18 protein-coding genes are annotated in these 22,253 nt (G+C 70.1%); 14 read left to right on the forward strand and 4 right to left on the reverse strand.

The window, feature by feature from the left end; all coding sequences use genetic code 11:
• Positions 1 to 24 precede the first annotated feature (24 nt).
• A complete protein-coding gene (gene ald / locus CKO31_RS21955; protein WP_200241553.1) occupies positions 25 to 1,149 on the reverse strand; it encodes an alanine dehydrogenase in 1,125 nt (374 codons plus the stop codon).
• Between the two features lie 160 nt (positions 1,150 to 1,309).
• On the opposite strand from ald, the gene CKO31_RS21960 reads away from it, so the two are divergent.
• Positions 1,310 to 2,848: a DUF3375 domain-containing protein gene (locus tag CKO31_RS21960; protein WP_242475576.1), complete on the forward strand. Its 1,539-nt coding sequence runs from the start codon at positions 1,310 to 1,312 to the stop codon at positions 2,846 to 2,848.
• Positions 2,849 to 3,013: 165 nt separating this feature from the next.
• Here CKO31_RS21960 and CKO31_RS21965 read toward each other — a convergent pair whose 3' ends face one another.
• Positions 3,014 to 3,280: a hypothetical protein gene (locus CKO31_RS21965; RefSeq protein WP_200241555.1), complete on the reverse strand. Its 267-nt coding sequence runs from the start codon at positions 3,278 to 3,280 to the stop codon at positions 3,014 to 3,016.
• Positions 3,281 to 3,295: 15 nt separating this feature from the next.
• On the opposite strand from CKO31_RS21965, the gene CKO31_RS21970 reads away from it, so the two are divergent.
• From CKO31_RS21970 to CKO31_RS22025, 12 genes are all read left to right on the forward strand, one after another.
• On the forward strand, positions 3,296 to 3,538 hold the full coding sequence (locus CKO31_RS21970) for an AbrB/MazE/SpoVT family DNA-binding domain-containing protein (protein ID WP_200241558.1): 243 nt from the start codon (positions 3,296 to 3,298) through the stop codon (positions 3,536 to 3,538).
• Positions 3,516 to 3,914, forward strand: a complete 399-nt coding sequence (locus CKO31_RS21975) for a PIN domain-containing protein (RefSeq protein WP_200241560.1) — start codon at positions 3,516 to 3,518, stop codon at positions 3,912 to 3,914. Before CKO31_RS21970 ends, CKO31_RS21975 begins: the two co-directional genes overlap by 23 nt.
• 186 nt (positions 3,915 to 4,100) lie before the next feature.
• Complete coding sequence (locus CKO31_RS21980; protein ID WP_242475577.1) at positions 4,101 to 4,805, forward strand: DUF4194 domain-containing protein; 705 nt, start codon at positions 4,101 to 4,103, stop codon at positions 4,803 to 4,805.
• Positions 4,806 to 5,021: 216 nt separating this feature from the next.
• Positions 5,022 to 8,588, forward strand: a complete 3,567-nt coding sequence (locus tag CKO31_RS27545; protein WP_200241563.1) for an ATP-binding protein — start codon at positions 5,022 to 5,024, stop codon at positions 8,586 to 8,588.
• Positions 8,566 to 9,849: a Wadjet anti-phage system protein JetD domain-containing protein gene (locus CKO31_RS21990; RefSeq protein WP_200241565.1), complete on the forward strand. Its 1,284-nt coding sequence runs from the start codon at positions 8,566 to 8,568 to the stop codon at positions 9,847 to 9,849. The genes CKO31_RS27545 and CKO31_RS21990 overlap by 23 nt, the downstream gene beginning before the upstream one ends.
• A 117-nt stretch (positions 9,850 to 9,966) precedes the next feature.
• Positions 9,967 to 10,848: a DUF1186 domain-containing protein gene (locus CKO31_RS21995; protein ID WP_200241567.1), complete on the forward strand. Its 882-nt coding sequence runs from the start codon at positions 9,967 to 9,969 to the stop codon at positions 10,846 to 10,848.
• Between the two features lie 150 nt (positions 10,849 to 10,998).
• On the forward strand, positions 10,999 to 11,682 hold the full coding sequence (locus CKO31_RS22000) for a (Fe-S)-binding protein (protein WP_200241569.1): 684 nt from the start codon (positions 10,999 to 11,001) through the stop codon (positions 11,680 to 11,682).
• 199 nt (positions 11,683 to 11,881) lie between these two features.
• On the forward strand, positions 11,882 to 12,958 hold the full coding sequence (locus tag CKO31_RS22005) for a cytochrome-c peroxidase (protein WP_200241571.1): 1,077 nt from the start codon (positions 11,882 to 11,884) through the stop codon (positions 12,956 to 12,958).
• 241 nt (positions 12,959 to 13,199) lie between these two features.
• Positions 13,200 to 13,772, forward strand: a complete 573-nt coding sequence (locus CKO31_RS22010) for a Uma2 family endonuclease (protein WP_200241573.1) — start codon at positions 13,200 to 13,202, stop codon at positions 13,770 to 13,772.
• Positions 13,773 to 13,824: 52 nt separating this feature from the next.
• The gene (locus CKO31_RS22015; protein WP_200241575.1) at positions 13,825 to 14,499 is read left to right on the forward strand and encodes a histidine phosphatase family protein; all 675 of its coding nucleotides are present in this window, start codon (positions 13,825 to 13,827) and stop codon (positions 14,497 to 14,499) included.
• A gap of 274 nt (positions 14,500 to 14,773) precedes the next feature.
• On the forward strand, positions 14,774 to 16,219 hold the full coding sequence (gatB, locus tag CKO31_RS22020; protein WP_200241584.1) for an Asp-tRNA(Asn)/Glu-tRNA(Gln) amidotransferase subunit GatB: 1,446 nt from the start codon (positions 14,774 to 14,776) through the stop codon (positions 16,217 to 16,219).
• A gap of 135 nt (positions 16,220 to 16,354) precedes the next feature.
• Positions 16,355 to 19,531, forward strand: coding sequence for an efflux RND transporter permease subunit (locus tag CKO31_RS22025; RefSeq protein WP_200241586.1), 3,177 nt, complete (start codon positions 16,355 to 16,357; stop codon positions 19,529 to 19,531).
• 72 nt (positions 19,532 to 19,603) lie between these two features.
• On the opposite strand, the gene CKO31_RS22030 is transcribed toward CKO31_RS22025, so the two are convergent.
• Positions 19,604 to 20,164, reverse strand: a complete 561-nt coding sequence (locus CKO31_RS22030; protein ID WP_200241589.1) for a MarR family winged helix-turn-helix transcriptional regulator — start codon at positions 20,162 to 20,164, stop codon at positions 19,604 to 19,606.
• Positions 20,165 to 20,294: 130 nt separating this feature from the next.
• Here CKO31_RS22030 and CKO31_RS22035 point away from each other — a divergent pair, with 130 nt between their 5' ends.
• Positions 20,295 to 20,774, forward strand: a complete 480-nt coding sequence (locus CKO31_RS22035; protein WP_200241591.1) for a cytochrome P460 family protein — start codon at positions 20,295 to 20,297, stop codon at positions 20,772 to 20,774.
• An 80-nt stretch (positions 20,775 to 20,854) separates the two neighbouring features.
• Here CKO31_RS22035 and CKO31_RS22040 read toward each other — a convergent pair.
• On the reverse strand, positions 20,855 to 22,253 hold a 1,399-nt coding region (locus CKO31_RS22040), incomplete at its 5' end, for an Lhr family helicase (protein WP_438874031.1).

Below are 22,253 nucleotides of genomic sequence, written 5' to 3' on the forward strand. Positions count from 1 at the left end.
ACCCCGCACTTCCCCCCCCGCCGCCTAAGCCAACACCTCCGCCGACGCCCGCCACGACAGCCCGAAAGCCTCCGCCACGCCCGCGTGGGTCAGCTCGCCGGCCAGAACGTTCGCCGCCGTGCCCAGTGCGGGATGCGCCGCGGCAGCACCGACACCGCCGTCCGCGAGCAACTCCGCCAACAGCTCGACATAAGGCTTGGTGGCATTGGTCAGCGCAAAGGTCGCCGTGCGCGGCACGGCACCCGGGATGTTGGCGACGCAGTAGTGCACCACACCGTCGACGACATAGGTGGGCTCGGCATGGGTCGTCGGCCGGCTGGTCTCGAAGCAGCCGCCCTGGTCGATGGCCACGTCCACCAGCACCGGGCCGTCGTCCTGCATCAGCGCCAGGTCCGCGCGGCGGATCAGCACCGGCGCCCGCCCGCCGCTGACCAAGACCGCCCCGATCACCAAGTCCGCGGCAGGCAGCAGCTCCCGCAGGGCATGGCGGGTGCTGGCCAGGGTCGTGACATTGGCCGGCAGGATATCGGCCAGGTGGCGCAGGCGGTCCAGGTCGATATCCATGACCACCACATTGGCGCCCAGGCCGGCGGCCATCTTCGCCGCCTCGGTGCCGACGCTGCCGCCCCCGAGCACCAGCACCTTCGCTGGCAGCACGCCCGGAACACCGCCCAGCAGCAGACCGCGGCCGCCATTGTGGGCCTCCAGATAGAAGGCGCCGGCCTGCACGGCCATGCGTCCGGCCACCTCGCTCATGGGCGCCAGTAGCGGCAGGCGGCCGTCGACGGTCAGCGTCTCGTAGGCGAAGCAATGCGCGCCACTGGCCAGCATCGCGTCCGTCAGCGGGCGGCTGGCGGCGAGGTGGAAATAGGTAAAGACCACCTGGCCCGGGCGGATCAGCGGATACTCCTGTGCCAGCGGCTCCTTGACCTTCACCACCAGCTCAGCGGCAGCCCAAACCGAGCCCGCGTCCTCGACCAGCTCAGCGCCCGCGGCCTCGAACTGTGCATTGATGATGCCCGCACCTTCTCCGGCGCCCGCCTGCACCAACAGCCGGTGCCCCGCTTCCACCAGGTCGTGCACCATCGCCGGCACCGCGGCCACGCGCCGCTCCTGGGGTTTGATCTCTTTGGGGATGCCGATGATCATGGCCTCTCCAGGCTTGTCCGAGCGTCTCGCGCGTCGAGTATGAACCGGGCTCATGCGATGAGCCACCGGCGAGACCAGACTACGCATGGTCATCCTTGCCGCCAGTCAGCACAGTCGTTGGTCGTGTCTCGCCGGCGCAAGGCCATGCAAGCGAGTCCCCATGGCGCCGGTCAGAGCCCATCGTCACAGCATTATGCACCCCAGCACCCAAGCCCAAGCCCTGCGTCAGCTCCGTCAGCAGCCCACCTGGAAGCTGCTGTCGGCGGAGAACGGCCCAGCGGTGATGGCGCTGATCCAGGCGCACCTGCTGGAGGGCCCCAGGCGGCTGCCGGCGTCGCTGCTGGTGGAGCGCCTCGGCCGCGACCTGGAGCGCTTCCGCGCCGAGGGCTGGGACCTGCCGCAGCCGGCGAGCGCCTACCTGGCGGACTGGCTCGCGGCGGGCTGGCTGGAGCGCGGCCTGTCTGCGGATGGCGAGGAGGAGTACGAGGCCAGCGCCGCGGCGGCACAGGCGATCCGCTTTGCGCAGGACCTGTCGTCCCAACGTACCGTCGCCACCGAGAGCCGGCTCGGCCTGGTCATCGGTCAGCTCGCGCAGCTCGCCGAAGAAACCGAGCCGGACCCGGCCATCCGCGCCGAGCGCCTGCTGCGCGAGCGCGAGCGCCTGGACGCCCGCATCGCCGCCGTCCGTGCCGGGCGCCTGGAGCCGCTGCCCGCGGACCGGGCGCTGGAGCGGCTCAAGGAGATCCTTTCCTTGAGCGACGAGCTGGCGTCGGACTTCCGACGCGTGCGCGACGACTTCCGCACCCTGAACCGGGACCTGCGCGAGCGCATCGTCGACAACGACGGCAGCCGCGGCGACGTGCTCGACGCCGTCTTTGCCGATGTCGACCTCATCGCCGACAGCGACGCCGGCAAGACCTTCCGCGCCTTCTGGCGCCTGCTCACCGACCCGCAGCAGAGCGGCGAGCTGGAGGCGGCGCTGGAGGCCGTTCTGGGCCGAGACTTCGCCGGGCGCCTGAGCCGCCGCGAGCGCCGCGACCTGTCCGGCCTCACCGGCACCCTGCTGAGCCGCGGCGGCGAGGTGCACGACGTGCTGTATCAGTTCGCCCGCGGCCTGAAGCAGTTCGTGCAGAGCCGCGAGTACCGCGAGCAGCGGCGCATAAGCACGCTCGTCAAGACGGCCCAGCGCCGCTCCCTGGCCGTCAAGGACCGGCTGCGCCCGCAGCAGTCCATCGGCCGCGATCTCACCCTATCCAGCGCCCGGCTGCGCTCCGTGGCGCAGCTGCGCCTGCACGACCCGAGCCTGGATGCCGTGGACGCACGCATGGACGACGCCGCCGAGTCCGTCATCGACCTGGACGCCATCGCCGGCCTGGTGGCGCAGTCCGAGATCGACTTCCGCACCCTGGAAGAGCACATCGCCGCGCTGCTCGCCGCCCGCGGCCAGGTCACCGTGGCCGAGCTGCTCGCCGAGTACCCCGCCGAGCAGGGCCTCGGCACCGTTGTCGGCTACCTGGCGCTCGGCCTGCGCGACGGCATCGTCGCCGAGGGGACGGACCGGGTGAGCTGGCTGGGGCGGGACGGCATCGCGCGCTCGGCGCGGATTCCGCGGGTCTACTTCGTGAGCGTGGCTGACCCGAGCGCCGGTTTCGACAGCAGCCGCAGCGGAGTCATAACGGATGAGCACGCATCACGATGATCGGTCACCGACGCGGCCGAGGCCGCCGTTCGCGGGGCGCGCCGGTACCGCGCCCGGCACCACGCCGGAGGAAATCGCGGGGTGCGACGGCTTTGTGCCGACCAGGGCACCGCTGAACCGCGGGCGCCGACGCAAACAGGAGTCGCCACGAGCGCCGCGTCAGCCTCACGGCCCCACACGATGCAGGGCGGGCTCCACCTGCATGGCCCGCAAGCCCGACTCCCGCGCGGTCGTGCCCGCATGCCCCGCGGTGCTCAACAACGGCTTGGCGATCAGACTCAGTGCCATGAGCAGGTACAACATCCCGACCAGGCGATCCCGCCACGGCTCTCGGACCAGATGTGCGAGCAGGTGGAGGAGCGCGAGGGCGGTGTAGCAGACGAGCTTGATTTGTCGCCTTGCGAAGATAGAATCTTTGGTAAGGCGATACACCGGGTCAGCTCCAACATGCTGATTACCATCACCAGCAAGCGACAAGCGACCTTTCCGGCCAAGGTGCTGGACGCCCTGGGCGCCAAGCCCGGGGATCGGCTGGAGCTGATCGAAACCCCGGATGGTTTCCTGTTGCGTGCCAGGCGCATCGATCCCGCGCGACTCGCGCCGCTGCGCGGGAAGCTCCGACGCGGCCGCGGCAGCTTCGACATCGAGACCTTCCGCGACGAGCCCCATGACCCAGCGCTTCGGGATTGACACCTCCATCCTCGTAAGCCTTGCCACCGGCGATCCGGAAAACCTCTACGACCACTGCGTCGAGCGCCTGACCGCGCTGATCGAGTCGGAAGGCGCGGAGGTCTTTGCCTCCAACCAGGTCATCGGCGAGGCCTATATCGCTTTGCAGCACCACTACGGTGTGACCAAGGCTGAGGCTCGGGAGGGGCTTGCGAGGCTGCTGCAGAGCGGATTGGTTGCACCGCAGAACGGTCGAGCCGTCATCGAGGTCCTCGGTGAGCAGGGTGGCTGCGGACTCCTGGACCGGCTGATCGCGGACGACTACCGTCGCGCCGATCTGCTCACCCTCACCCTGGATCGCAAGATGGCCAAGCTGGCCGACGCCCGCCTACTCTAGCACCACTGGGCGGCCGAGCAGGGGCTGGGGTCCGCGACGATGAACCGGGCTCACGCAATGAGCCACCGGCCGGCACACACTGCTCTCCCAAGGCATCGCCTGCAAGCCGGCGCCGCCCTTGACGCCGCCGGTCGGCACCGGGGATGGTGGGGCGATCGACATAGAGCAGCTTGCAGCATGGCGGATATGACGAGCACGATAGAGGACTGGATGCGCGCGGATCGCGATGATGTCTTCGCCGAGCCGGCCACTGACCCGCAGGCGCACGTGGACGAGGCGCACACTGCTGGCCAGCTCTACCCCGGCGACACCGGCCAGCTACCGGAGGCGGCCCGGCGCGCGCTGGTGCAGCTGCTGTCCGGCCCGGCGTTGGAGCAGCGCCGCCATCCGCGGCTGTGGCCGGCGCTGTTGCAGCACGAGGCGGCTATCCGCTCGCGGCTTGCCGATCTGTTCCTGGAGCTGATCCTGGACGCGGACCGCGGCATCGCCTTCACCCGCCAGGCGGACACCGGGGAGCTGGAGACGCCGATCCTGCTGCGCCGCTCGCCGCTCACCTTCATCGACTCGGTGCTGTTGTTGTACCTGCGCCAGGTGCTGGTGGACGCGGAGCTGCGCGGCGAGCCGGCGCTGGTGGATCGCGATGAGCTGGCGGATCAGCTGCGCCTCTACGAGCCCGCCGACAACACCGACCGCGCCGGCTTCGAGAAGCGCATCACCGCCGCCATCGAGAAGGCGAAGAAGAACAGCCTGCTCGCGGCGCTGAAGGGCAATGCGGACCGCTTTGAGGTCTCGGCGAGCCTGAAGCTGATCTTCGGGCCGGAGGAGGTGGAGCAGTTGACCGCCATCTATCAGGAGATGGCCGCCGGGCCAGGCGAGGAGGGCGCGCAATGATTGCTCCGGGCCACCGGCACCGCGACGTGGCTAGAATTGTGCCGAATCGATCCGCCCCATTCGTGCGCCGGAAAATCTGGTCTTGGAACGACGAAAAGCGCGAAACACGCGAAAGGAGCGGCTTGACGACTGGTTCCAGCGTGCCCTTTTTCGCGCCTTTCGCGTGTTTCGTAGTTGCTTGTTCCGTCGTTGCTCAGTTGATACGAGGGCCGCGCTGTGAGTGAGCTCCAACACAGGCCGGACAGCGGCGCAGCCCAGACTCCCGCCGCGTCCTCCGGCCAGACTCCGGCCTGGCACGACCCAGACCGCCGCGAGCAATTCCGCCTCGCCAAGCTCAGCCTGTTCAACTGGGGCACCTTCGCCGGGCTCCACGAAGTGCCCGTTGCACCGGATGGCTTTCTCATCGTCGGCCGCTCCGGCTCCGGCAAGTCGACGCTGCTGGATGCCTACACGGCGCTGCTGATCCCGCCGCGCTGGACCAGCTTCAACGCCGCCGCCCGCGAGGGGGACCGCTCGCGCACCGACCGCAACCTGGTGACCTATGTACGCGGCGCCTGGGCGGACCAGTCCAGCGCCGACACCGGCGAGATCGCCTCGCGCACCCTGCGCGCCGGCACCACCTGGTCCGCGCTCGCCGCCGAGTATGCCGACGGCGACGGGTCCGTGGTGACCTTGGTGCAGGTGTTCTGGCTCCGCGGCAGCGGCAACGCGACCCAGGACCTGCGGCGCCACTACATGATCGCGGACCGGCCCTTCGACCTGCGCCGGGAGCTGGCCGGCTTCGCCGAGGACCTGGACTTGCGCGGCCTCAAGCGCGACCTGCCCGACGTCAGCCACTTCAGCGAGTACGCCCGCTACGGCGAGCGCCTGCGCATGCTGCTGCGCATCGACTCGGAAATGGCGCTGAAGCTGCTGCACAAAACGCAGTCCGCCAAGAACCTAGGCGATCTCAACAGCTTTCTGCGGGAGTTCATGCTGGACCCGCCGCGCACCTTCGAGGTGGCCGACCGCCTGGTGGAGGAGTTCGGCGAGCTGGACCAGGCCCACCGCGCCGTGGTCACGGCCAGGGAGCAGATCGAGGTACTGACCCCGGCCCGCGCGGCGCACGCCGCCCACGAGGAGACCGAGCAGCAGCTCGTGGATCTGGACCGCCAGCTGCACGCCATCGACCCCTACCTCAAGCAGCGCCGCCGCGCGCTGCTGGAAGCGGACCTGGCCCGGCTCGACAGCGAGGACCGGGCGCTCGCGGACCGCGAGACGGCCCAGCAGGCCCGGGTCGATCAGGAGCACACCCAGCTGGAGCGCCTGCGCGAGCGCCACCACGCCCAGGGCGGCGGGCGCATCGAGCAGCTGACCCGCGACATCGCCCAGGCGGAGCGCGAGCGCGAGCGCCGGCTCGGCACCCGCCAGGAGGCGGAGCGGCTCTGTCGCAACCTGGACTGGACCCTGCCGGAGTCACCAGAGGGTCTCGCCGCGCTCACCGACCGCGCCCGCGACATCGTCGAGCGCTGGCAGCAGCAGCAGGACGAGACCGAGCAAGAGCGCGATGGCGTCCGCGACCGCCACAAGGCCGTGGTGGCCGAGCTGGACGAGGCCGAGGCGGAGCTCGCCGCCCTGCTGCGCCAGCCCTCCAACATCCCGGCGCGCATGCTGGCGCTGCGGGCGCAGATCGCAGACGGCCTGGGCCTCGCCGAAGAGGCCCTGCCCTTCGTCGGCGAGCTGGTGCAGGTGCGGCCGGAGGCCGCCGAATGGCGCGGTGCCATCGAGCGTGTGCTGCACAACTTCGCGCTGTCTCTCATCGTCGATGAGCGCCACTACGGCGCTGTCTCCCGCATCATCAACGAGACCCATCTCGGCCAGCGGCTGGTCTACCACCGCGTCGAGCGGGAGGCGCCGCGCACCACCCGGCGGCTCGGGCCGGACTCCCTGGTGGCCAAGCTGGAGCTCAAGACCTCGCCCTACCGGGACTGGCTCTTCGATGAGCTGAGCCGGCGCTTCGACTACCAGTGCGCCGCCAGCTTGAGCGCCTTCCGCGGCGCCGAGCGCGCCGTCACCCTCGCCGGCCAGGTCAAGCACAACCGCGGCCGCCACGAGAAGGACGACCGCCACCGCATCGACGACCAAAAACGCTGGGTGCTCGGCTTCGACAACCGCGACAAGCTGGCGCTGTTCCGGCAGACGGTAGAGCGGCTCCAGGCCGAGCGCACCAAGCTCGATGGGCAGCTCAAGGCGCTCGCCGCCCGCCGCGACCAGGCGGGCCAGCAGGCGCTCTCCTGCCGCCAGCTCATGAACCTGCGCTGGGAGGACTTGGACGTCGCGGCCCAGCTCAGGCTCATCGACGGCCTACAGGCGGAGCTGCGTGCGCTGCGCGACGCCAACCACGACCTCGCCGAGCTGGGCCGGCAGATCGAGGCGGCCAAGGCGGCGCTGCGCGAGGCGGAGACGGCCCTCGCCGAGCTGCGCGGGCAGCGCGCCGATATCGGGCGCCGCCGCAATGCGCACAACCTGGCCCTGGCGGAGCTGGATCGGGAGCTGGCCGAGGTGACCATCGAGCCGGCGCCACTCGAGGCCCTCACCGCGCGCTTCGAGGCCCCCCAAGCGGCACTGACCCTCGCCAACCTCGACAGCCGCGCCCGCCACGTGGAGCGCGAGCTGCGCGAGGAGCGCAGCGCTGCGGAGCAGGCGCGCAATCAGCACGCGCGGGTCATGGAGCGCCAGTTCGGCGCCTTCAAGCGCGGCTGGCCCATGGCGGCGGGGGATCTCGACGAGACCCTGGCCTCGGCACCCGAGTACCTCAAGCTCCTCACCCGCATCGAGCAAGACGGCCTGCCGCGCTTCGAAGAGCGCTTCGCCGCGCTGCTCAAGGACCAGAGCACCGAGAACCTCGCCGCGCTGAACCGCCACGTGGACGAGACCCGCCGGCAGATCCGCGAGCGCATGGCGCTCGTCAACGACGGCCTCGCCGAGGCCGAGTTCAACACCGGCACGCACCTGCAAATCCAGGTGAGCGAGCGCCAGCTGCCCGACGTGCTTACTTTCCGCGAGCAAGTGCGCGCGGTGCTGGAGCACGTCTGGACCGCGGCGCTCGACACCGCGGATGCCGAGGCCCGCTTCAAGACCCTCTCCGGCATCGTCGCCCGCCTGGCCGGCCAGGAGCCGGACGACAAGCGCTGGCGCCAACAGGTGCTGGACGTGCGCCTGCACGTGGAGTTCATCGGCCGGGAGCTGGATGCCGACGGCCGCGAGGTGGAGGTGTATCGCTCCGGCGCCGGCAAGTCCGGCGGCCAGCGCGAGAAGCTGGCCACGACATGCCTGGCGGCGGCGCTGCGCTACCAGCTCGGCGGCTCGGACCGGCACGGCGACGGCGGCCTGCCGCTGTATGCCCCGGTGATCCTGGACGAGGCCTTCGGCAAGGCGGACAACGAGTTCACCGAGCTTGCCATGCGCATCTTCGAGCGCTTCGGCTTCCAGATGATCGTCGCCACGCCGCTGAAGTCCGTGATGACCCTGGAGCCCTTCATCGGCGGCGCCTGCTTCGTGGACATCCGCGACCGCAAGCATTCGACGACGCTGCAGATCGCCTACGACCACGAGCGCAAGCGCCTGGCGCTGCCGGAGCGCCGTGCGCAGGGGCCGTCGCCGCAGCCGGCGGATGCCGAGGCCCCGGAGCCGGCCCAGACCTGGGCGACAGCGCCGGCACCGACCGACGACCCGCCGCCGGCGCCGCTCCCGGGCGCCGAGCACCCGCACGAGCGCCGCGATGGCCGCCTCAGGTCGGCTTGACCCGGCCGCCGTCACCACCCTACTGCGCAAGCGCTGGCGGGGCGGCCACCGGCGCTGGCTCGACGCCGCGGGCAGCTGGCCGCTCACCATCCTGCTGCACCCGCCGACGGAGCGGGAAACGGCGCGGGATCTCGCCGGGGTGCGCGACTGGATCGAGCGCTGGACGGCGGTCGATACCGACCCCGCACGCCCCGGCGAGCTGATCTGGACCGAGCGCCAATGGCCCGGCCTCGGCCGGCAGCGGCTGCCGGAGCGGCTGCTGCTGACGGGGCCGGAGCAGGTGGCGGTGTGGGTTGGTGAGCAGGCGCGGTGGCTGCGGGCGCAGGAGCGGGCGGCAGGCCTGCGGCGGGTGATGGCGGCGCCTACCATGGCCGTGGATCAGGATGCGGTGTCGGCGTCGTCCGAGGATCGAGCTCCATTAGACGCCGCCGGCCGGGCGCTCGGCTTCGGGCGCCACTTCGACTGGCTCGCCGACGCGCCGGCCGTGGACTTCGAGCGGCTCCTGGCAGTGCTGCGCTGGCTTCAGGAGCACCCCGACTCCGGGCTCTACGTCCGCCAGCTGCCGATCCCCGGCATCGACACCAAGTGGATCGGCGCCAACCGCGGCCGGCTCGTGGACCTGTTGGGGCAACAGCAAAGGCAGGCCGCGGACACCGGGGACACCGCGGGCACCGACCTCCATGCGCTGGCCGGCCTGCGGCGCGAGCCGGACCTGCTGCGCATCCGCATGCTCGACCCGGACCTGCGCGCCGCCGTCGGCGGCCTGGGCGACATTACGGCACCCGTCGAGCAGATCGCCGCCCTACCCCTGCGCCCGGCTCGCGCCTTCCTCGTCGAGAACCTGCAAACCGGCCTCGCCTTCGACGACCTGCCGGGCGCCGTCTGCTGCATGGCCCGCGGCTATGCCGTCGAGGCCTACGCCGCCATCCCCTGGCTCAGGGGCCGCCCCTGCCATTACTGGGGTGACCTCGACACCCACGGCTTTGCGATCCTCAGCCGCCTGCGCCAACATCTGCCGGATGTGCACTCTTTGCTCATGGACGAGGCGACCCTGCTGCGCCATCGCGACCTGTGGCAACGCGAGGAGAAGCCCGCGGCGGGGCCGCTCGCAGGGCTCTCGCCCGAGGAGGAGGCGGTTGTCGAGGGCCTGCTTACGGACCGCTGGGGCGAGCGCGTCCGGCTGGAGCAGGAGCGGATCGACTGGGAGTACGCTCGGACGCAAATCAGCGGAACGCTCACGAGCCGGGCCGGGAGCCGCTAGGCTTTCGCCACGCCATGACAGGGTCGAGCCCGGGCATCAGCGATGCGCGTGGGGCAGCTCGGCGCCGAGCCCGCCCCCATGCCCCAGGTGCCGGCCCAAGCTTCAGCAGACGAGAACATGCACACCACCGACATCGAAGCCATCGAGCACGCGCTCGCCGTAAATCGCGGGCACTTTCCGGTGCAAGCCGTACGCGCCGCGATCCAGCAGCGAGAGGCCGTCACCCCGATCCTGCTGGCAGCGCTTGAGGCGGCAGCGGACGACCCGGAAGCCTTGCAGATTGGCGAAACCAAGATGCTGCACATCTACGCCATGTATCTGCTGGCCCAGTTTCGCGAAAAGGCCGCCTATCCCCTCCTGGTCAGGTTCTTCTCCGTGCCGGGCGAGCTGACCCTGGACCTCACCGGCGATGTCGTAACCGAGGACCTGAGGCGCATCTTGGCCTCCGTCTGCGACGACGATCTCGCACCCATACAACGGATGATCGAGGACCCGACCGTCAACGAGTACGTCCGCAGCGCCTGCCTGAAGGCGCTGGCCATCCTGGTCGGCGAAGGCCGAGTGCCCCGGGAGCAAGTGATGGGCTACTTCGCGAGCCTGTATCGCGAGAAGCTCCCGCGCGACGATGGCTTGGTCTGGACGGCGCTCGTTACCGCCAGCCTCGACCTGCATCCGCAAGAGCTGATCGGCGACATCGAGCAGGCCTACGCAGACGGCCTTATCGAGACCTTCTTCGTCCGCTTGGAAGACGTGCGGCGGATCCTCGGCGAGGACAGAGACCAGGTCATGCGCAAGGCACGCGAGCGAAGCCGAGGTCTCATCGACGACACCATCGTCGAGATGCGCGGCTGGGCCTGCTTCCGCAGACCGGAGGCGGCCCCGAAGCCGTCGGACGTGATCGCAGCGACCCGGCCCGCCGTCCGTGGCCAGAAGATCGGGCGCAACGACCCCTGCCCCTGCGGCAGCGGCAAGAAATACAAGAAGTGCTGCATGCGCTGAGCGCTGCGCGTGCCGGCGGATCGAGCCTGTCCCAGCCGGTCCAGTTCTTGCCCTTGGACGGTTGGACTGGTGGAACAGAACGCCGCGGTCCGCAAGCGCCGCCGATCGTCCCCGACCCCGCCAATTGCAGGGTGCAGCATGGCTCAGCAGATGAAAACCGTCCTCGACTGGTCCGCCTACCAAGTGGACCAGGCCCGCGGCGAGGCCCGCCGGCTGGTCGATGCCCTGCTGCCCCATGCCCGCGCCGGGCGCTGGATCCTCGGATTGGAGCCGTCCTGCCTGCTCAGCCTGCGGGACGACTACCCGGCGCTCGGCCTCGGCGACGCGGCACGGGAAGTGACCGAGAAGAGCCTCTTGCTGGAGGAATTCCTGGCCAAGGAGCTGATGGCCAAGCGCCTGCATCTGCCGCTCACCGAGACCGCCACCGGCAGCGGCGTCGCGGAGACCCTGGTCCACGGCCACTGCCACCAGAAGGCCGTCGGCGCCATGAAGTCCATGCGCCGAGTCCTCAAGCTCCTGCCCGGCCCACAGCCCGAGATCATCGACGCCGGCTGCTGCGGCATGGCCGGCACCTTCGGGCTGGAGTGCGAGCACGCGGACCTGTCGCGGCAGATGGCCGACTTGGCGCTCACCCCGCGGCTCGCGGCCAGCCCCGACGCCACCGTCATCGCCAACGGCTTCTCCTACCGCCAGCAGATCCGGGCGCGCACCGGTCATCGGCCCGAGCACCTCGCGCAGGTGCTCGCGCGGACGCTCGCGCGGGCAATGGCGGCGCGGGAGAGCCAATCGCGTGCATCGCAGCGTGGGGCGACCTCCGCCGCAGCACCCCGCTAGCGCCATGGGGCGCGCAGGCCGCAGGCTCGCCCGGCTATCCTCCCGCTCGTCCGCATGCGCATGCAGGATTGCCAATCAATCGGTCCCTCCTTGGTCAGCCTGACGATCATCAATCAGCGTATCGGCCGCGAGCGATATGCTGTGTTGTTGTCGCCCCCTGGCGCACCGCAGCAGGTCCAAAGACCGCAGGAGACACAGCATGCCCCGCCGCACACCGGCCCTCGTCGCCGGCGCACTGACGCTCGCCCTCTCCCTGTCCGCGTCGGCCGCAACCTGGCAGGCCCTGCCGGACACGCCGCCCAGCCCGGCGGACAACCCGCAGAGTCCGGCCAAGGTGGCGCTCGGCAAGGCACTCTATTTCGACCCGCGCTTTTCGGCGGACGGCAACATCTCCTGCAACTCCCGCCACAACGTGATGGCGGGCGGCGACGACAATCGGCCCAATTCCATCGGCTTCCACGACGCCCGCGGCGAGCGCAGCGCGCCGACGGTCTGGAACGCTGCGTTTCATTCCGTGCAGTTTTGGGACGGCCGTGCGGCGACGCTGGAGGATCAGGCCAAGGGTCCGGTGGTGAACCCCGTCGAAATGGGCATGCCGGACCTGGACGCGGCCATGGCACGCCTGAAGCAAATCGACGGCTACAAACCGATGTTCGAGGCCGCCTTCCCGGACGACCCCAACCCGATCACCGCGGACAACGCCGCCAAGGCCGTCGCCGCCTTCGAGCGCACGCTCATCACCCCGAACAGTCCCTACGACCGCTTCGTCGAGGGTGACTTCACGGCCATGACCGAGCAGCAGGTGCGGGGATTGGTGACCTTCGCCGAGCTCGGCTGCACCGCCTGCCACGCTGGGCCCAATTTCAACGGCCCGAAGCTGCCCACCGGCACGGGCTTTTATCAGAGGTTCCCGACCATCTCCGGCAGCGTCTATGAGGCCAAGTACGACCTCACCGCGGATACCGGCCGGCACGCCGCCACCGGCGTTGATGCCGACAAGTACCTGTGGCGGGTGCCGACGCTGCGCAACGTCGCCCTCTCCGCCCCCTACTTCCACAACGGCGCCGTGCCGACGCTGGACGAGGCCGTGCGCGTCATGGCCAAGACCCAGCTCGGCAAGGACCTCAGCGACGCGCAGGCAGCGGACCTCGTGGCCTTTCTGAACGCGCTGACCGGCGAGTTCCCAGAGATCGCCATGCCGCGCCTGCCCGGCACACCCGGCAGGAGCGTGATCCCCGCCGCAGATGCGCATGCGTCGGCAAGTCCGTCAGACTGATTGCCGGCAGCATCTGAGCCAGCGGCCCCGAATGCCGGCAGACCCGAGTCCCTGAGGCCGGCCTCTGCTGGCAACGCTTCGACTACCCGGCGCGAGCGCGGGAACCCTGTTTCCGGGCGCGGCGCCGCAGCCCGGCGGGCACTGCGAACGATGCCGCGCATCCGGCCTTTGCAATCAACACCCCGCTTGCGCTAGAACCGAGCCAAACCGTTCCCCAACGCAACTCGCAACCGGAGGCACCATGGAGGCCCTCAAGCTCGCCACCATCGACGATCTCCTCAGCAGCCCGGACGAGGACCTGGAGCTGATCAACGGCGACATCGTCCGCCGGCCGATGACGCGGCCGCTGCATGGCCGCGCACAGGGCAACACCCGTGAGGAGCTCGGCTGGTTCAATCGGCGCGGTGGCCCCGACGGCTGGTGGATCATCACGGAAGCCAGCGTCGCCTACGAGCGCAATGAATGCCCCTCCCACGATCTGGCCGGATGGCGCAAGTCCAGGCTACCGACCTTGCCGGAAGGCCTGATCGACCTGCCGCCGGACTGGGTCTGCGAGATCGTTTCACCCGGGCATGAGCGCAAGGACACGCAGCAGATCCCGTTGCTGCTGCAGCGCCACCAAGTGCCCTTCTATTGGCTCATCTGGCCGGAGGAGCGCAAGCTCGTCGCGCATGAGTTGCAAGCGGGCAGCTTCCGGGTGATTGCCACCCTGGACCACCGGCGAAATGCCCGGGTTCCGCCCTTCGAGGAGATGGAGCTGGATCTGGGCTATATCCTGGCGGGCGCGCCAGGCGCGGGGTCGTCGGAGCCTTAGTCTCAGTCGAAATCCGGACGCATCACGAGACTTTGTTTGAGCGGAGATCCACATGCCCACCCGCATCTATCTCGTCCGCCACGGCGCCACCGAGCTGACCGCCGAGGACCGCTTCGCCGGCGCCACCGATGTCTCGCTGTCCGAAGAGGGCCGGGGCCAGGTGTCGGCGCTGGCGGAGCGGCTGCGCTGCGACACCCTCGATGCCGTCTACGCGAGCCCCATGGGCCGCACCCTGGAGACGGCGCGCATCATCGCCCAACCCCACGCCGTGGAGCCGTTGACGGAGCCCGACCTGCGCGAGATCGACTACGGCCACTGGGAGGGCAAGACCCGCGACGAGGTGGAGACGGGCTACCCGGACGAGTACGAGGCCTGGCAGGAAGACCCGCTGACCATCGCGCCCGCCGGCGGCGAGTCCGGCATCCAGGTGCTGGCGCGGGCGCTGCCGGTGATGCGCCGCATCGTGCAGCAGCATGAGCGCCGCTCGGTGCTGGTGGTGTCGCACAAGGGGACCAACCGGCTGCTGGTGAGCAGCCTCTTGGGCTTCGATGCCCGCGGCTACCGGGACCGACTCGACCAGAGCCCGGCGGCGCTGACCATCCTGGACTTCGCGAGCGTGACCCGGGCGCGGCTGCGGGTGTTCAACGACGTCTCCCACTACGGAGGCGTGCCGCCGCGGGTGCTGCAGCGCCGGCTCTCGCGTTGGTGGAGCCGACCGGGTCCTTGACGGCTCGAGCGCCCAGCATCACGCCATGGCCCCAACAGGAGCGCTGCACGGAGTTGCCGACGCGGCCAGTGCGACACACGAGGCTCCAGGTTCTGCGTCACCACGACAATCCGGTGCACCACCGCCTGCGGTGCGCGCGCCGTGAAGAGAGCTATAAGAGCCGCGTTGTCCGTTGCAGCGGCGCCCCCGTGACGCCATCGCATGGATTGCGGGATACTGCGGCGTCCGGCGCAGACCCCGCCGGCACCGGCACACAGGCAGACGACAAAGCACCATGCAGTGGGAACCCGTGATCGGGCTGGAGATCCACACCCAGCTCGCGACTGAATCCAAGATCTTCTCCGGCGCCGCCACCGCCTTCGGCGCCGCCCCCAACACCCAGGCCTGCGCCGTGGACTTGGGCTTCCCCGGCGTGCTGCCGGTGCTGAACGCGGGCGCCGTGCGCCGAGCCGTGCAGTTCGGCCGCGCCGTCGGCGCCGAGATCGCGCCGCGCTCGGTGTTCGCGCGCAAGAACTACTTCTACCCGGACCTGCCGAAGGGCTATCAGATCAGCCAGTACGAGCTGCCCATCGTCGGCCGCGGCAATGTCGAGGTCGTCCTGGAGGACGGCAGCGTGAAGACGGTCGGCGTCACCCGCGCCCATCTGGAGGAGGACGCCGGCAAGTCCTTGCACGAGGATTTCCCCGGCGCGCACCGGGGCATGACCGGCATCGATCTCAACCGTGCCGGCACGCCACTGCTGGAGATCGTCTCGGAGCCCGACATGCGCTCGCCGGCAGAGGCCGTCGCCTATGCCCGCAAGATCCACCAGCTGGTGCGCTGGATCGGCATCAGCGACGGCAACATGCAGGAGGGCTCCTTCCGCGTGGACGCCAACATCTCGCTGCGCCCGCTGGGCGAGGAGATGTTCGGCACCCGCACCGAGATCAAGAACATCAACTCCTTTCGCTTCCTGCAAAAGGCGTTGGAGTTCGAGATCGAGCGCCAGATGGACGTGCTGGAGGACGGTGGCACAGTCGTACAAGAGACCCGCCTCTACGACGCCCACAAGGACGAGACCCGCTCCATGCGCACCAAGGAGGAGGCCAACGACTACCGCTACTTCCCGGACCCGGATCTGCTGCCGGTGGAGCTGGACGACGCCTTCATCGACACGGCCACCGCAGACCTGCCGGAGCTGCCGGACGCCATGCGCCACAGGCTGATGGACACCTACGGCCTCAACGACTACGACGCGGCCCTGCTGACATCCAGCCTGCCCATGGCCGCCTATTTCGAGCAGGTCACGGCCGGCTGCGGCGACGCCAAGCAGGCGGCCAACTGGATCACCGGCGCGCTGGCGGCGGCGCTGAACAAGTCGGATGTCGACATCGCCGCGAGCCCGGTCTCCGCCGACGCGCTCGCCGGGCTCATCCAGCGCATCCAGGACGACACCATTTCCGGCAAGATCGCCAAACAGGTGTTCGAGGCCATGTGGGCCGGGGAAGGCGACGCGGATCAGGTCATCGAGGCCAAAGGACTCAAGCAGATCACCGACACCGGCGCCATCGAGGCCATGATCGACGCCATCATCCAGGCCAATCCGCAGCAGGTGGAGCAATACCGGGCGGGCAAGGAGAAGGTGCTCGGGTTCTTTGTCGGCCAGGTCATGAAGCAGAGCCAGGGCAAGGCCAATCCGCAGCAGGTAAATGCCCTGCTGAAGGACAAGCTCAAGGGCTGACCCCCAAGGGCTGACCCTCAGAGTGGCGGCGCCCACTCGGCTCCTGCCACAACCGCCCGCAGGCCGTCTCACCGGAGACGCTCCGCGCTCGGGCGGGGGCTGGGCCGGCCGGCCACTTCGCTTCCGCAGGGCGCCATGATCCGCTACTTCGCCCATCACCCTACCGCCGCGAACATGCTGATGGTGCTGTTCCTGGCGCTGGGGCTGGTGAGCCTGCCGCAGCTCAAGCGCGAGACCTTCCCGGACTTCGCGGCGTCGGAGGTGCAGGTACAGGTGCCCTACCCCGGCGCCACCGCGGAGGACATCGAGAGCGCCATCTGCCGGCCGCTGGAGGACGCCATCACCGGCATCGCGGACCTCCACGAGGTGCGCTGCGAGGCCCGCGAGGGCATGGCCACCGCCGTCGCCGAAATGGCGGAAGGCGCGGACTTCGCGAGATTTCTGGACGACGTCAAGACCGAAGTCGACGGCATCGACAACTTTCCCGAGGACATCGAGACCATCGTCATCACCCAGCTCGGGCGCATGGACCGGGTGGTGTCCATCGCCATCACCGGGCCGATGGCGGACCGGGACCTGAAGGCCTATGCCGAGCAGATGAAGGACCGGCTGCGGGCGCGGCCCGGCATCTCGCAGGTGACGGTCCAGGGCTTCGCCGACAGCCAGCTCCACATCGCCGTGCGCCGGGAGACGCTGCTGGCCTATGGCCTGAGTGTGGACGATGTCCGGCGCGCGGTGGCCGACCAAGGGTTGGACCTGCCCGCCGGCAGCATCGAGAGCCGCGACCGCGAGATCCTGATCCGCTTCGACGACGAGCGCCAGAGCGTGCAGGCCCTAGAGGACCTGGTGGTGGTGGGCGCGGCCGCCGGCGGCGAAGTGCGCCTGGGCGAGCTGGCCCGGGTGACGGACCGCTTCGAGGACCCGGAGGTGCGCATCGAATTCGACGGCCGCCGCGCCGCCGTGCTCCAGGTCACCAAGACCAAGCAGCAGGACACGCTGGACGTGATGGCGGAGGTGGAGGCGTTCCTGGCCGAGGCCCGCGCCACGGCGCCAACCGGCGTGCGCTTCCAACTGACCCAGAACTTGAGCTCCATCGTCGAGGACCGCCTCACCATGCTCGCCACCAACGGGCTCCAGGGGCTCGGGCTGGTATTCCTGGCGATGGCGCTGTTCTTTCGGCTGCGCTTCGCCTTCTGGGTGGCCATGGGTCTGCCGGTGGCCTTTCTGGGCGCGCTCTTCTTCATGGGCGTGCTGGGGCTGTCCGTGAACATGATCAGCATGGTGGCGCTGCTGATCGCGCTCGGCCTGCTCATGGACGACGCCATCGTCATCGCCGAGAACATCGCCACCAAGCTGGCCCAGGGCAAGGACGCCATGACGGCGGCGGTGGCCGGCACCGCGCAGGTGGCACCGGGCGTCATCGCGTCCTTTCTCACCACCGTCGCCGTCTTCGGCCCGCTGGCCTTCCTGTCCGGCGACATCGGCAAGGTGTTGAAGGTGCTGCCGGTGGTGCTGATCCTGGTGCTGGCGGTGAGCCTGGTGGAGGCCTTTCTGATTCTGCCGCGGCACCTGGGCCATGCCCTGAGCGGCCACGAGCGCGATCCGCCGCCGCGCTGGCGGATGCGCTTCGAGCAGGGCATCGACTGGCTGCGCGAGCAGGTGGTGGGCCGAGCCGTGGACGGCGCCATGGCCGGGCGCTATCTCTTCCTCGGCGGCGTCGTGGCCCTGCTCATCGTCACGCTCGCCATGATGGCCGCCGGCGTCGTCAAGTTCCGCGCCTTCCCGGACATCGAAGGGGACGTCATGGAGGCGCGCATCCTGCTGCCCCAGGGCACGCCGCTGTCGCGCACCCAGGCCGTCGTCGCGCAGATCACCACGGCGCTGGAGCAGGTCAACGCCGAATTCGCGCCGGAGCAGCCTGCGGGCCCCGACGGCGAGCCGGCGCCGCTGGTGCAGCAGGTGAGCGTGCGCTACAACACCAACCCCGACGCCTTCGAAGCCGGCCCGCATGTGGCCACCGTCAGCGCGGACCTGCTCACCGCCGAGCGCCGCGCCGGCAGCATGCAGGACTACCTCAACCGCTGGCGCGCGCTCACGGGCCCGGTGGCGGACGTCCTCAGCCTGACCTTCACGGAGCCCACGGTGGGCCCCGGCGGGCGCGACCTGGAGATCCGCCTGTCGGGCAACGACCTGGACCGGCTCAAGGCCGCGGCGGTGGCGCTGCAGGACTGGCTCGCCAGCTACCAGGGCGTGCAGGACATGAGCGACGACCTGCGCCCCGGCAAGCCGGAGGTGACGCTGCGGCTCAAGGACGGCGCCACGTCCCTCGGGGTGACGGCGGCCATGGTGGCGCGGCAGGTGCGCGACGCCTTCCAGGGCGCCCAGGCGCGGGAGATCCAGGTGGGCGCGGGCGTCCACGGCGAGACCTACGAGATCGAAGTGGGCCTCGCGGACGCCGACCGCATGAGCCTGCGCGACCTGCTCGATTTTCGCATCCAGCTGCCCGCCGGCGCCCAGGTGCCGGTGAGCGCGGTCGCCGAGCTAACGGAGTCCCGCGGCTACGCCCGCATCCAGCGCATCGACGGGCGGCGCACCATCACCGTCTACGGCCAGGTGGACGCGGAGACCGCCAACGCCGCCGAGATCGTCGCCGACACCCGCGAGCGCTTCATCCCGGAGCTTCAAGCGCGCTTCCCGGACGTGGACTTCGGCTTCGAGGGCCAGGCCCGGGAGTCCCGGGCCACCGGCGGCTCCATGCTGCGGGGCTTCGGGCTCGGGCTGCTCGGGGTCTTCCTGCTGCTGGCCTTCCAGTTCCGCTCCTGGCTGGAGCCCTTCGCCGTCATGGCGGCCATCCCGCTGGCGCTGGTCGGTGTGGTCGCCGGCCACCTGCTCATGGGCCTGGAGCTGTCCATGCCCAGCATCATGGGCTTCGTGTCCCTGTCCGGCATCGTCGTCAACGACTCCATTCTGCTGGTGGAATTCCTCAAGATCCGTGTGCGCGAAGGCATGTCCGTGCCCGAAGCCGCCCGCCGCGCCAGCCGCGAGCGGTTCAGAGCAGTTCTTCTCACCTCCGTCACCACCATCGCCGGCCTGCTGCCGCTGCTCGCCGAGCGCAGCCTGCAGGCCCAGGTGCTGATCCCGCTGGCCACCAGCATCGTCTTCGGCCTGCTCGCCTCGACGCTGCTGGTGCTGTTCGTGGTGCCGGCGCTGTTCGCCGTCTTCGACGACCTGGGCTGGACCTCGCGGGAGAAGATTCTGGCGGAGAAGGATGGCCCGACCCCGGCACGCCCGGGCTACCTGGTTTCGCGCTAGGGCGGCATCCGTTGTCGGGGCCTGCTGGCGGCGCGTAACCGGCGGGTGCTCGGCGGCCCTGAGCCGAAGCCGTCAGGCCGCATCGGGGCTTTCGTGCTCCCGGCAGATGCGGCTCGCGTCGTCGGCTGACAGCGGCTCACCGGTGAGCTGGCAACGGCTGCCGGCAGCACTCCGCTCGTGGAACCGGCAGCTACCGCAGACCCCGAAGCTCCGGCGTCCGTGGGCAAGCTGCAACGCACGGAGCAGCTCGGTAAGCGCCGCGTCCAACGCGGCGCGGGTGCCGTCGTCCAAACCCGCCGCCGCCTGCTGCAACGTCTGCGCGTAGGCGGCCCGCCCCAAGAGGTCCAACGCCGCGGCAGTGGGTGCGAGGTGCACCACGCGGCGATCCCCGGCATCCGGTTGTTTGGACACCAGTCCCTTGGCCACCAACAGCTTCAGGCTCTGCGACACAGTGCCCTTGGTCTGGCCGAGGAATTCGGCCACGGCGAGCGGGGTGTCGGAGTAGCGATTGCAGGCGGCGAGATAGCGCAGCGTCTGCCAGTGGATGGGTTGCAGCCCCGCTTGCGTCCCGGCGACGCGGGCCTCGCTGCGCAGCAGGTTGCAGAGGCGTTCCAGGGTGTCGTCGATGGGCATGACGCCAGTCTAGTGTGTCATTAGTTTTTTGTCGAAACCTTCTTGACGGGCGACCCAGGGCCGTCTAGGCTCGGATTCCGTATCGACTCGATACTATTTCAACAACAGCCACCGACAGGAGACCACCGCCATGTATCGCAACCTACTCATCGCCAGCGCCGCTGCCCTCGCCCTGGGCGCGTTCGGCACGAACGCCGCCGAGCCGCCTGACTACCCGGGGGACTACCGCAACTGGACCCACGTCAAGTCCATGGTGATCCACCCGGACCACCCGTTGGCGCAGCCCTTCCAAGGCATCCACCACATCTATGCCAACGACACCGCCCGCGCCGGGCTGGCCAGCGGCGACTATGCCGACGGCGCCGTCTTCGTTTTCGATCAGCTGGAGTACAACACCGCCGACAACGCGTCCACCGAGGGCGAGCGCGTGCTGCTCGGCATCATGCTGAAGAACGCCGAGCAGTACGCCGACACCGGCGGCTGGGGCTTCGAGGCCTGGCAAGGCGACAGCCGGACCGCGCGCATGGTCAACGACGGCGGCGCCGGCTGCTACAGCTGCCACGAAGACGTGGCGGAGCGGGGTTACGTGTTTACGCAGTGGCGGGATTGAGGATCAGCGCGTCCAAGCCCGGCCTCGCAGCCGGGGTGCTCATGCTGAGCCGTCTTGACGGGCGCGGGCGGCGAGCCGAGCTAGCCCCGCGGCCCCGCACAGGCAACGGCATTCGGATCGCGACCCGTGCCGGTGGGGCGGAAGCGAGCCGGTGCCAAGGCGTCGTAGTCGGGCTCGAAGCCGGCGGCTATGAGGGTCTCGCGCAGCGGCGACTCCAACGCTGGCTCGCCGTCGATGTGCTGGATGAGCAGGCGCTTGCGCCCGGACGGGATGCGGTGCAGCGCGCTGGCGGCGAGGGCCAGCTCACGGCCGCTGTCCGTGACACTCCCGGGGAAGCTCAAGAGCTGGCGCCCACTGGCTGCCAGGTAGAGCACGGGCTTGCCCGCCACCAGGATGAGCCAGGCGCCGGTGCTGCGCTTAGGCGCCTGCTTGGCGACGCCGGCCCCGCGCCCCGTGGCAGCGGCGTCCCCACCGCGATCAGCCGCGCGCGTGCCGCCGGTGCCCGTGGGAGCGACATCCTTGCCGCGACCCGCCCCGCCTGTGCCTGCCGAGCCCGTGGGAGCGGCATCCTTGCCGCGACTGGCCGCATCCACCACCGCGGTCTCCGGCCACTCCAGCAGGGCGCCAAAAGGATTCGCCGGATCCGCCGCGGGCAGGATGCGCACGTCATCCTCGGTATAGCCGTCCATGGGCTGCTCATCCTCGCGGGCAGCGCGCAGACGCTCGACGGCGCCGGGCAGCGCGAACTGGGCACCGGAGAGGCCCTCGACGAAGTGGCCGCGGCGCACCTGACCGCCCTCCTCCAGCTCCTTCAGCACCTTGTACAGCGGGCCGAAGCCGCCGGGGATGCTCTCGGCGGCGACGGCCTCGCGGCTGACGATGCCGTAGCGCTCCAGCAGCAGGCGGGCGGTGAGCAGGACGCGCTCGGTGTCGGTGATGTCGTCGTCGGCACCGAGCTCCGCCACCAGCGACCAGCGCCCGCCGGCGAGGCCGCCGGACATGCCGGCGCCGCCCCCGCGGCCGAAGCCGCCACTCAGGCCGGCGCGGGCGCTGCGCCGCCCGCCCCGTGCCGAGCGCGTCTGGCCACCGGACCGACCCGCAGCGCCTGCGGACTTGCCCTTGCCGGCGGCGAGTGAGCGCAGCGGCGCAAAGGTGTCGTTGGTGACGAGCCCATCCCAGACCAAGTCCCAGAGCGCGCTGTCGAAGGCCTCCCGGCCGGCGGCGGCGCCGAGGCCGGCACGCTCGATCACCGGCTCCGCGGCGCCTTGCAGATCCATCAGGAAGCAGGCGCCGCGGCGGTGGAGCTGGGCCAAGAATGCATCACGCAGCTCATCCGCCAGGTCATCCGCCGGCTCCTCGGAGCCGCAGACTACGGCATCGGAGCTTCCCCCCGAGGTCGATTGATCTGCACGACAGGCCGTATCCTCATCACCGCGCCCCTCAGCCCTCAGCCCTCCGCCCTTGCGCATCGCCCCTCGC

The organism is Thiohalocapsa halophila (genome assembly GCF_016583825.1).
Lineage (GTDB): Bacteria > Pseudomonadota > Gammaproteobacteria > Chromatiales > Chromatiaceae > Thiohalocapsa > Thiohalocapsa halophila.

Bases quoted from the DNA above. Each gene is read 5' to 3' on its own strand.
- ald (WP_200241553.1), bottom strand. From the start codon at position 1,149: ATGATCATCGGCATCCCCAAAGAGATCAAACCCCAGGAGCGGCGCGTG.
- CKO31_RS21960 (WP_242475576.1), top strand. From the start codon at position 1,310: ATGGCGCCGGTCAGAGCCCATCGTCACAGCATTATGCACCCCAGCACC.
- CKO31_RS21970 (WP_200241558.1), top strand. From the start codon at position 3,296: ATGCTGATTACCATCACCAGCAAGCGACAAGCGACCTTTCCGGCCAAG.
- CKO31_RS21975 (WP_200241560.1), top strand. From the start codon at position 3,516: ATGACCCAGCGCTTCGGGATTGACACCTCCATCCTCGTAAGCCTTGCC.
- CKO31_RS21980 (WP_242475577.1), top strand. From the start codon at position 4,101: ATGACGAGCACGATAGAGGACTGGATGCGCGCGGATCGCGATGATGTC.
- CKO31_RS21990 (WP_200241565.1), top strand. From the start codon at position 8,566: ATGGCCGCCTCAGGTCGGCTTGACCCGGCCGCCGTCACCACCCTACTG.
- CKO31_RS21995 (WP_200241567.1), top strand. From the start codon at position 9,967: ATGCACACCACCGACATCGAAGCCATCGAGCACGCGCTCGCCGTAAAT.
- CKO31_RS22000 (WP_200241569.1), top strand. From the start codon at position 10,999: ATGAAAACCGTCCTCGACTGGTCCGCCTACCAAGTGGACCAGGCCCGC.
- CKO31_RS22005 (WP_200241571.1), top strand. From the start codon at position 11,882: ATGCCCCGCCGCACACCGGCCCTCGTCGCCGGCGCACTGACGCTCGCC.
- CKO31_RS22010 (WP_200241573.1), top strand. From the start codon at position 13,200: ATGGAGGCCCTCAAGCTCGCCACCATCGACGATCTCCTCAGCAGCCCG.
- CKO31_RS22015 (WP_200241575.1), top strand. From the start codon at position 13,825: ATGCCCACCCGCATCTATCTCGTCCGCCACGGCGCCACCGAGCTGACC.
- gatB (WP_200241584.1), top strand. From the start codon at position 14,774: ATGCAGTGGGAACCCGTGATCGGGCTGGAGATCCACACCCAGCTCGCG.
- CKO31_RS22025 (WP_200241586.1), top strand. From the start codon at position 16,355: ATGATCCGCTACTTCGCCCATCACCCTACCGCCGCGAACATGCTGATG.
- CKO31_RS22030 (WP_200241589.1), bottom strand. From the start codon at position 20,164: ATGCCCATCGACGACACCCTGGAACGCCTCTGCAACCTGCTGCGCAGC.
- CKO31_RS22035 (WP_200241591.1), top strand. From the start codon at position 20,295: ATGTATCGCAACCTACTCATCGCCAGCGCCGCTGCCCTCGCCCTGGGC.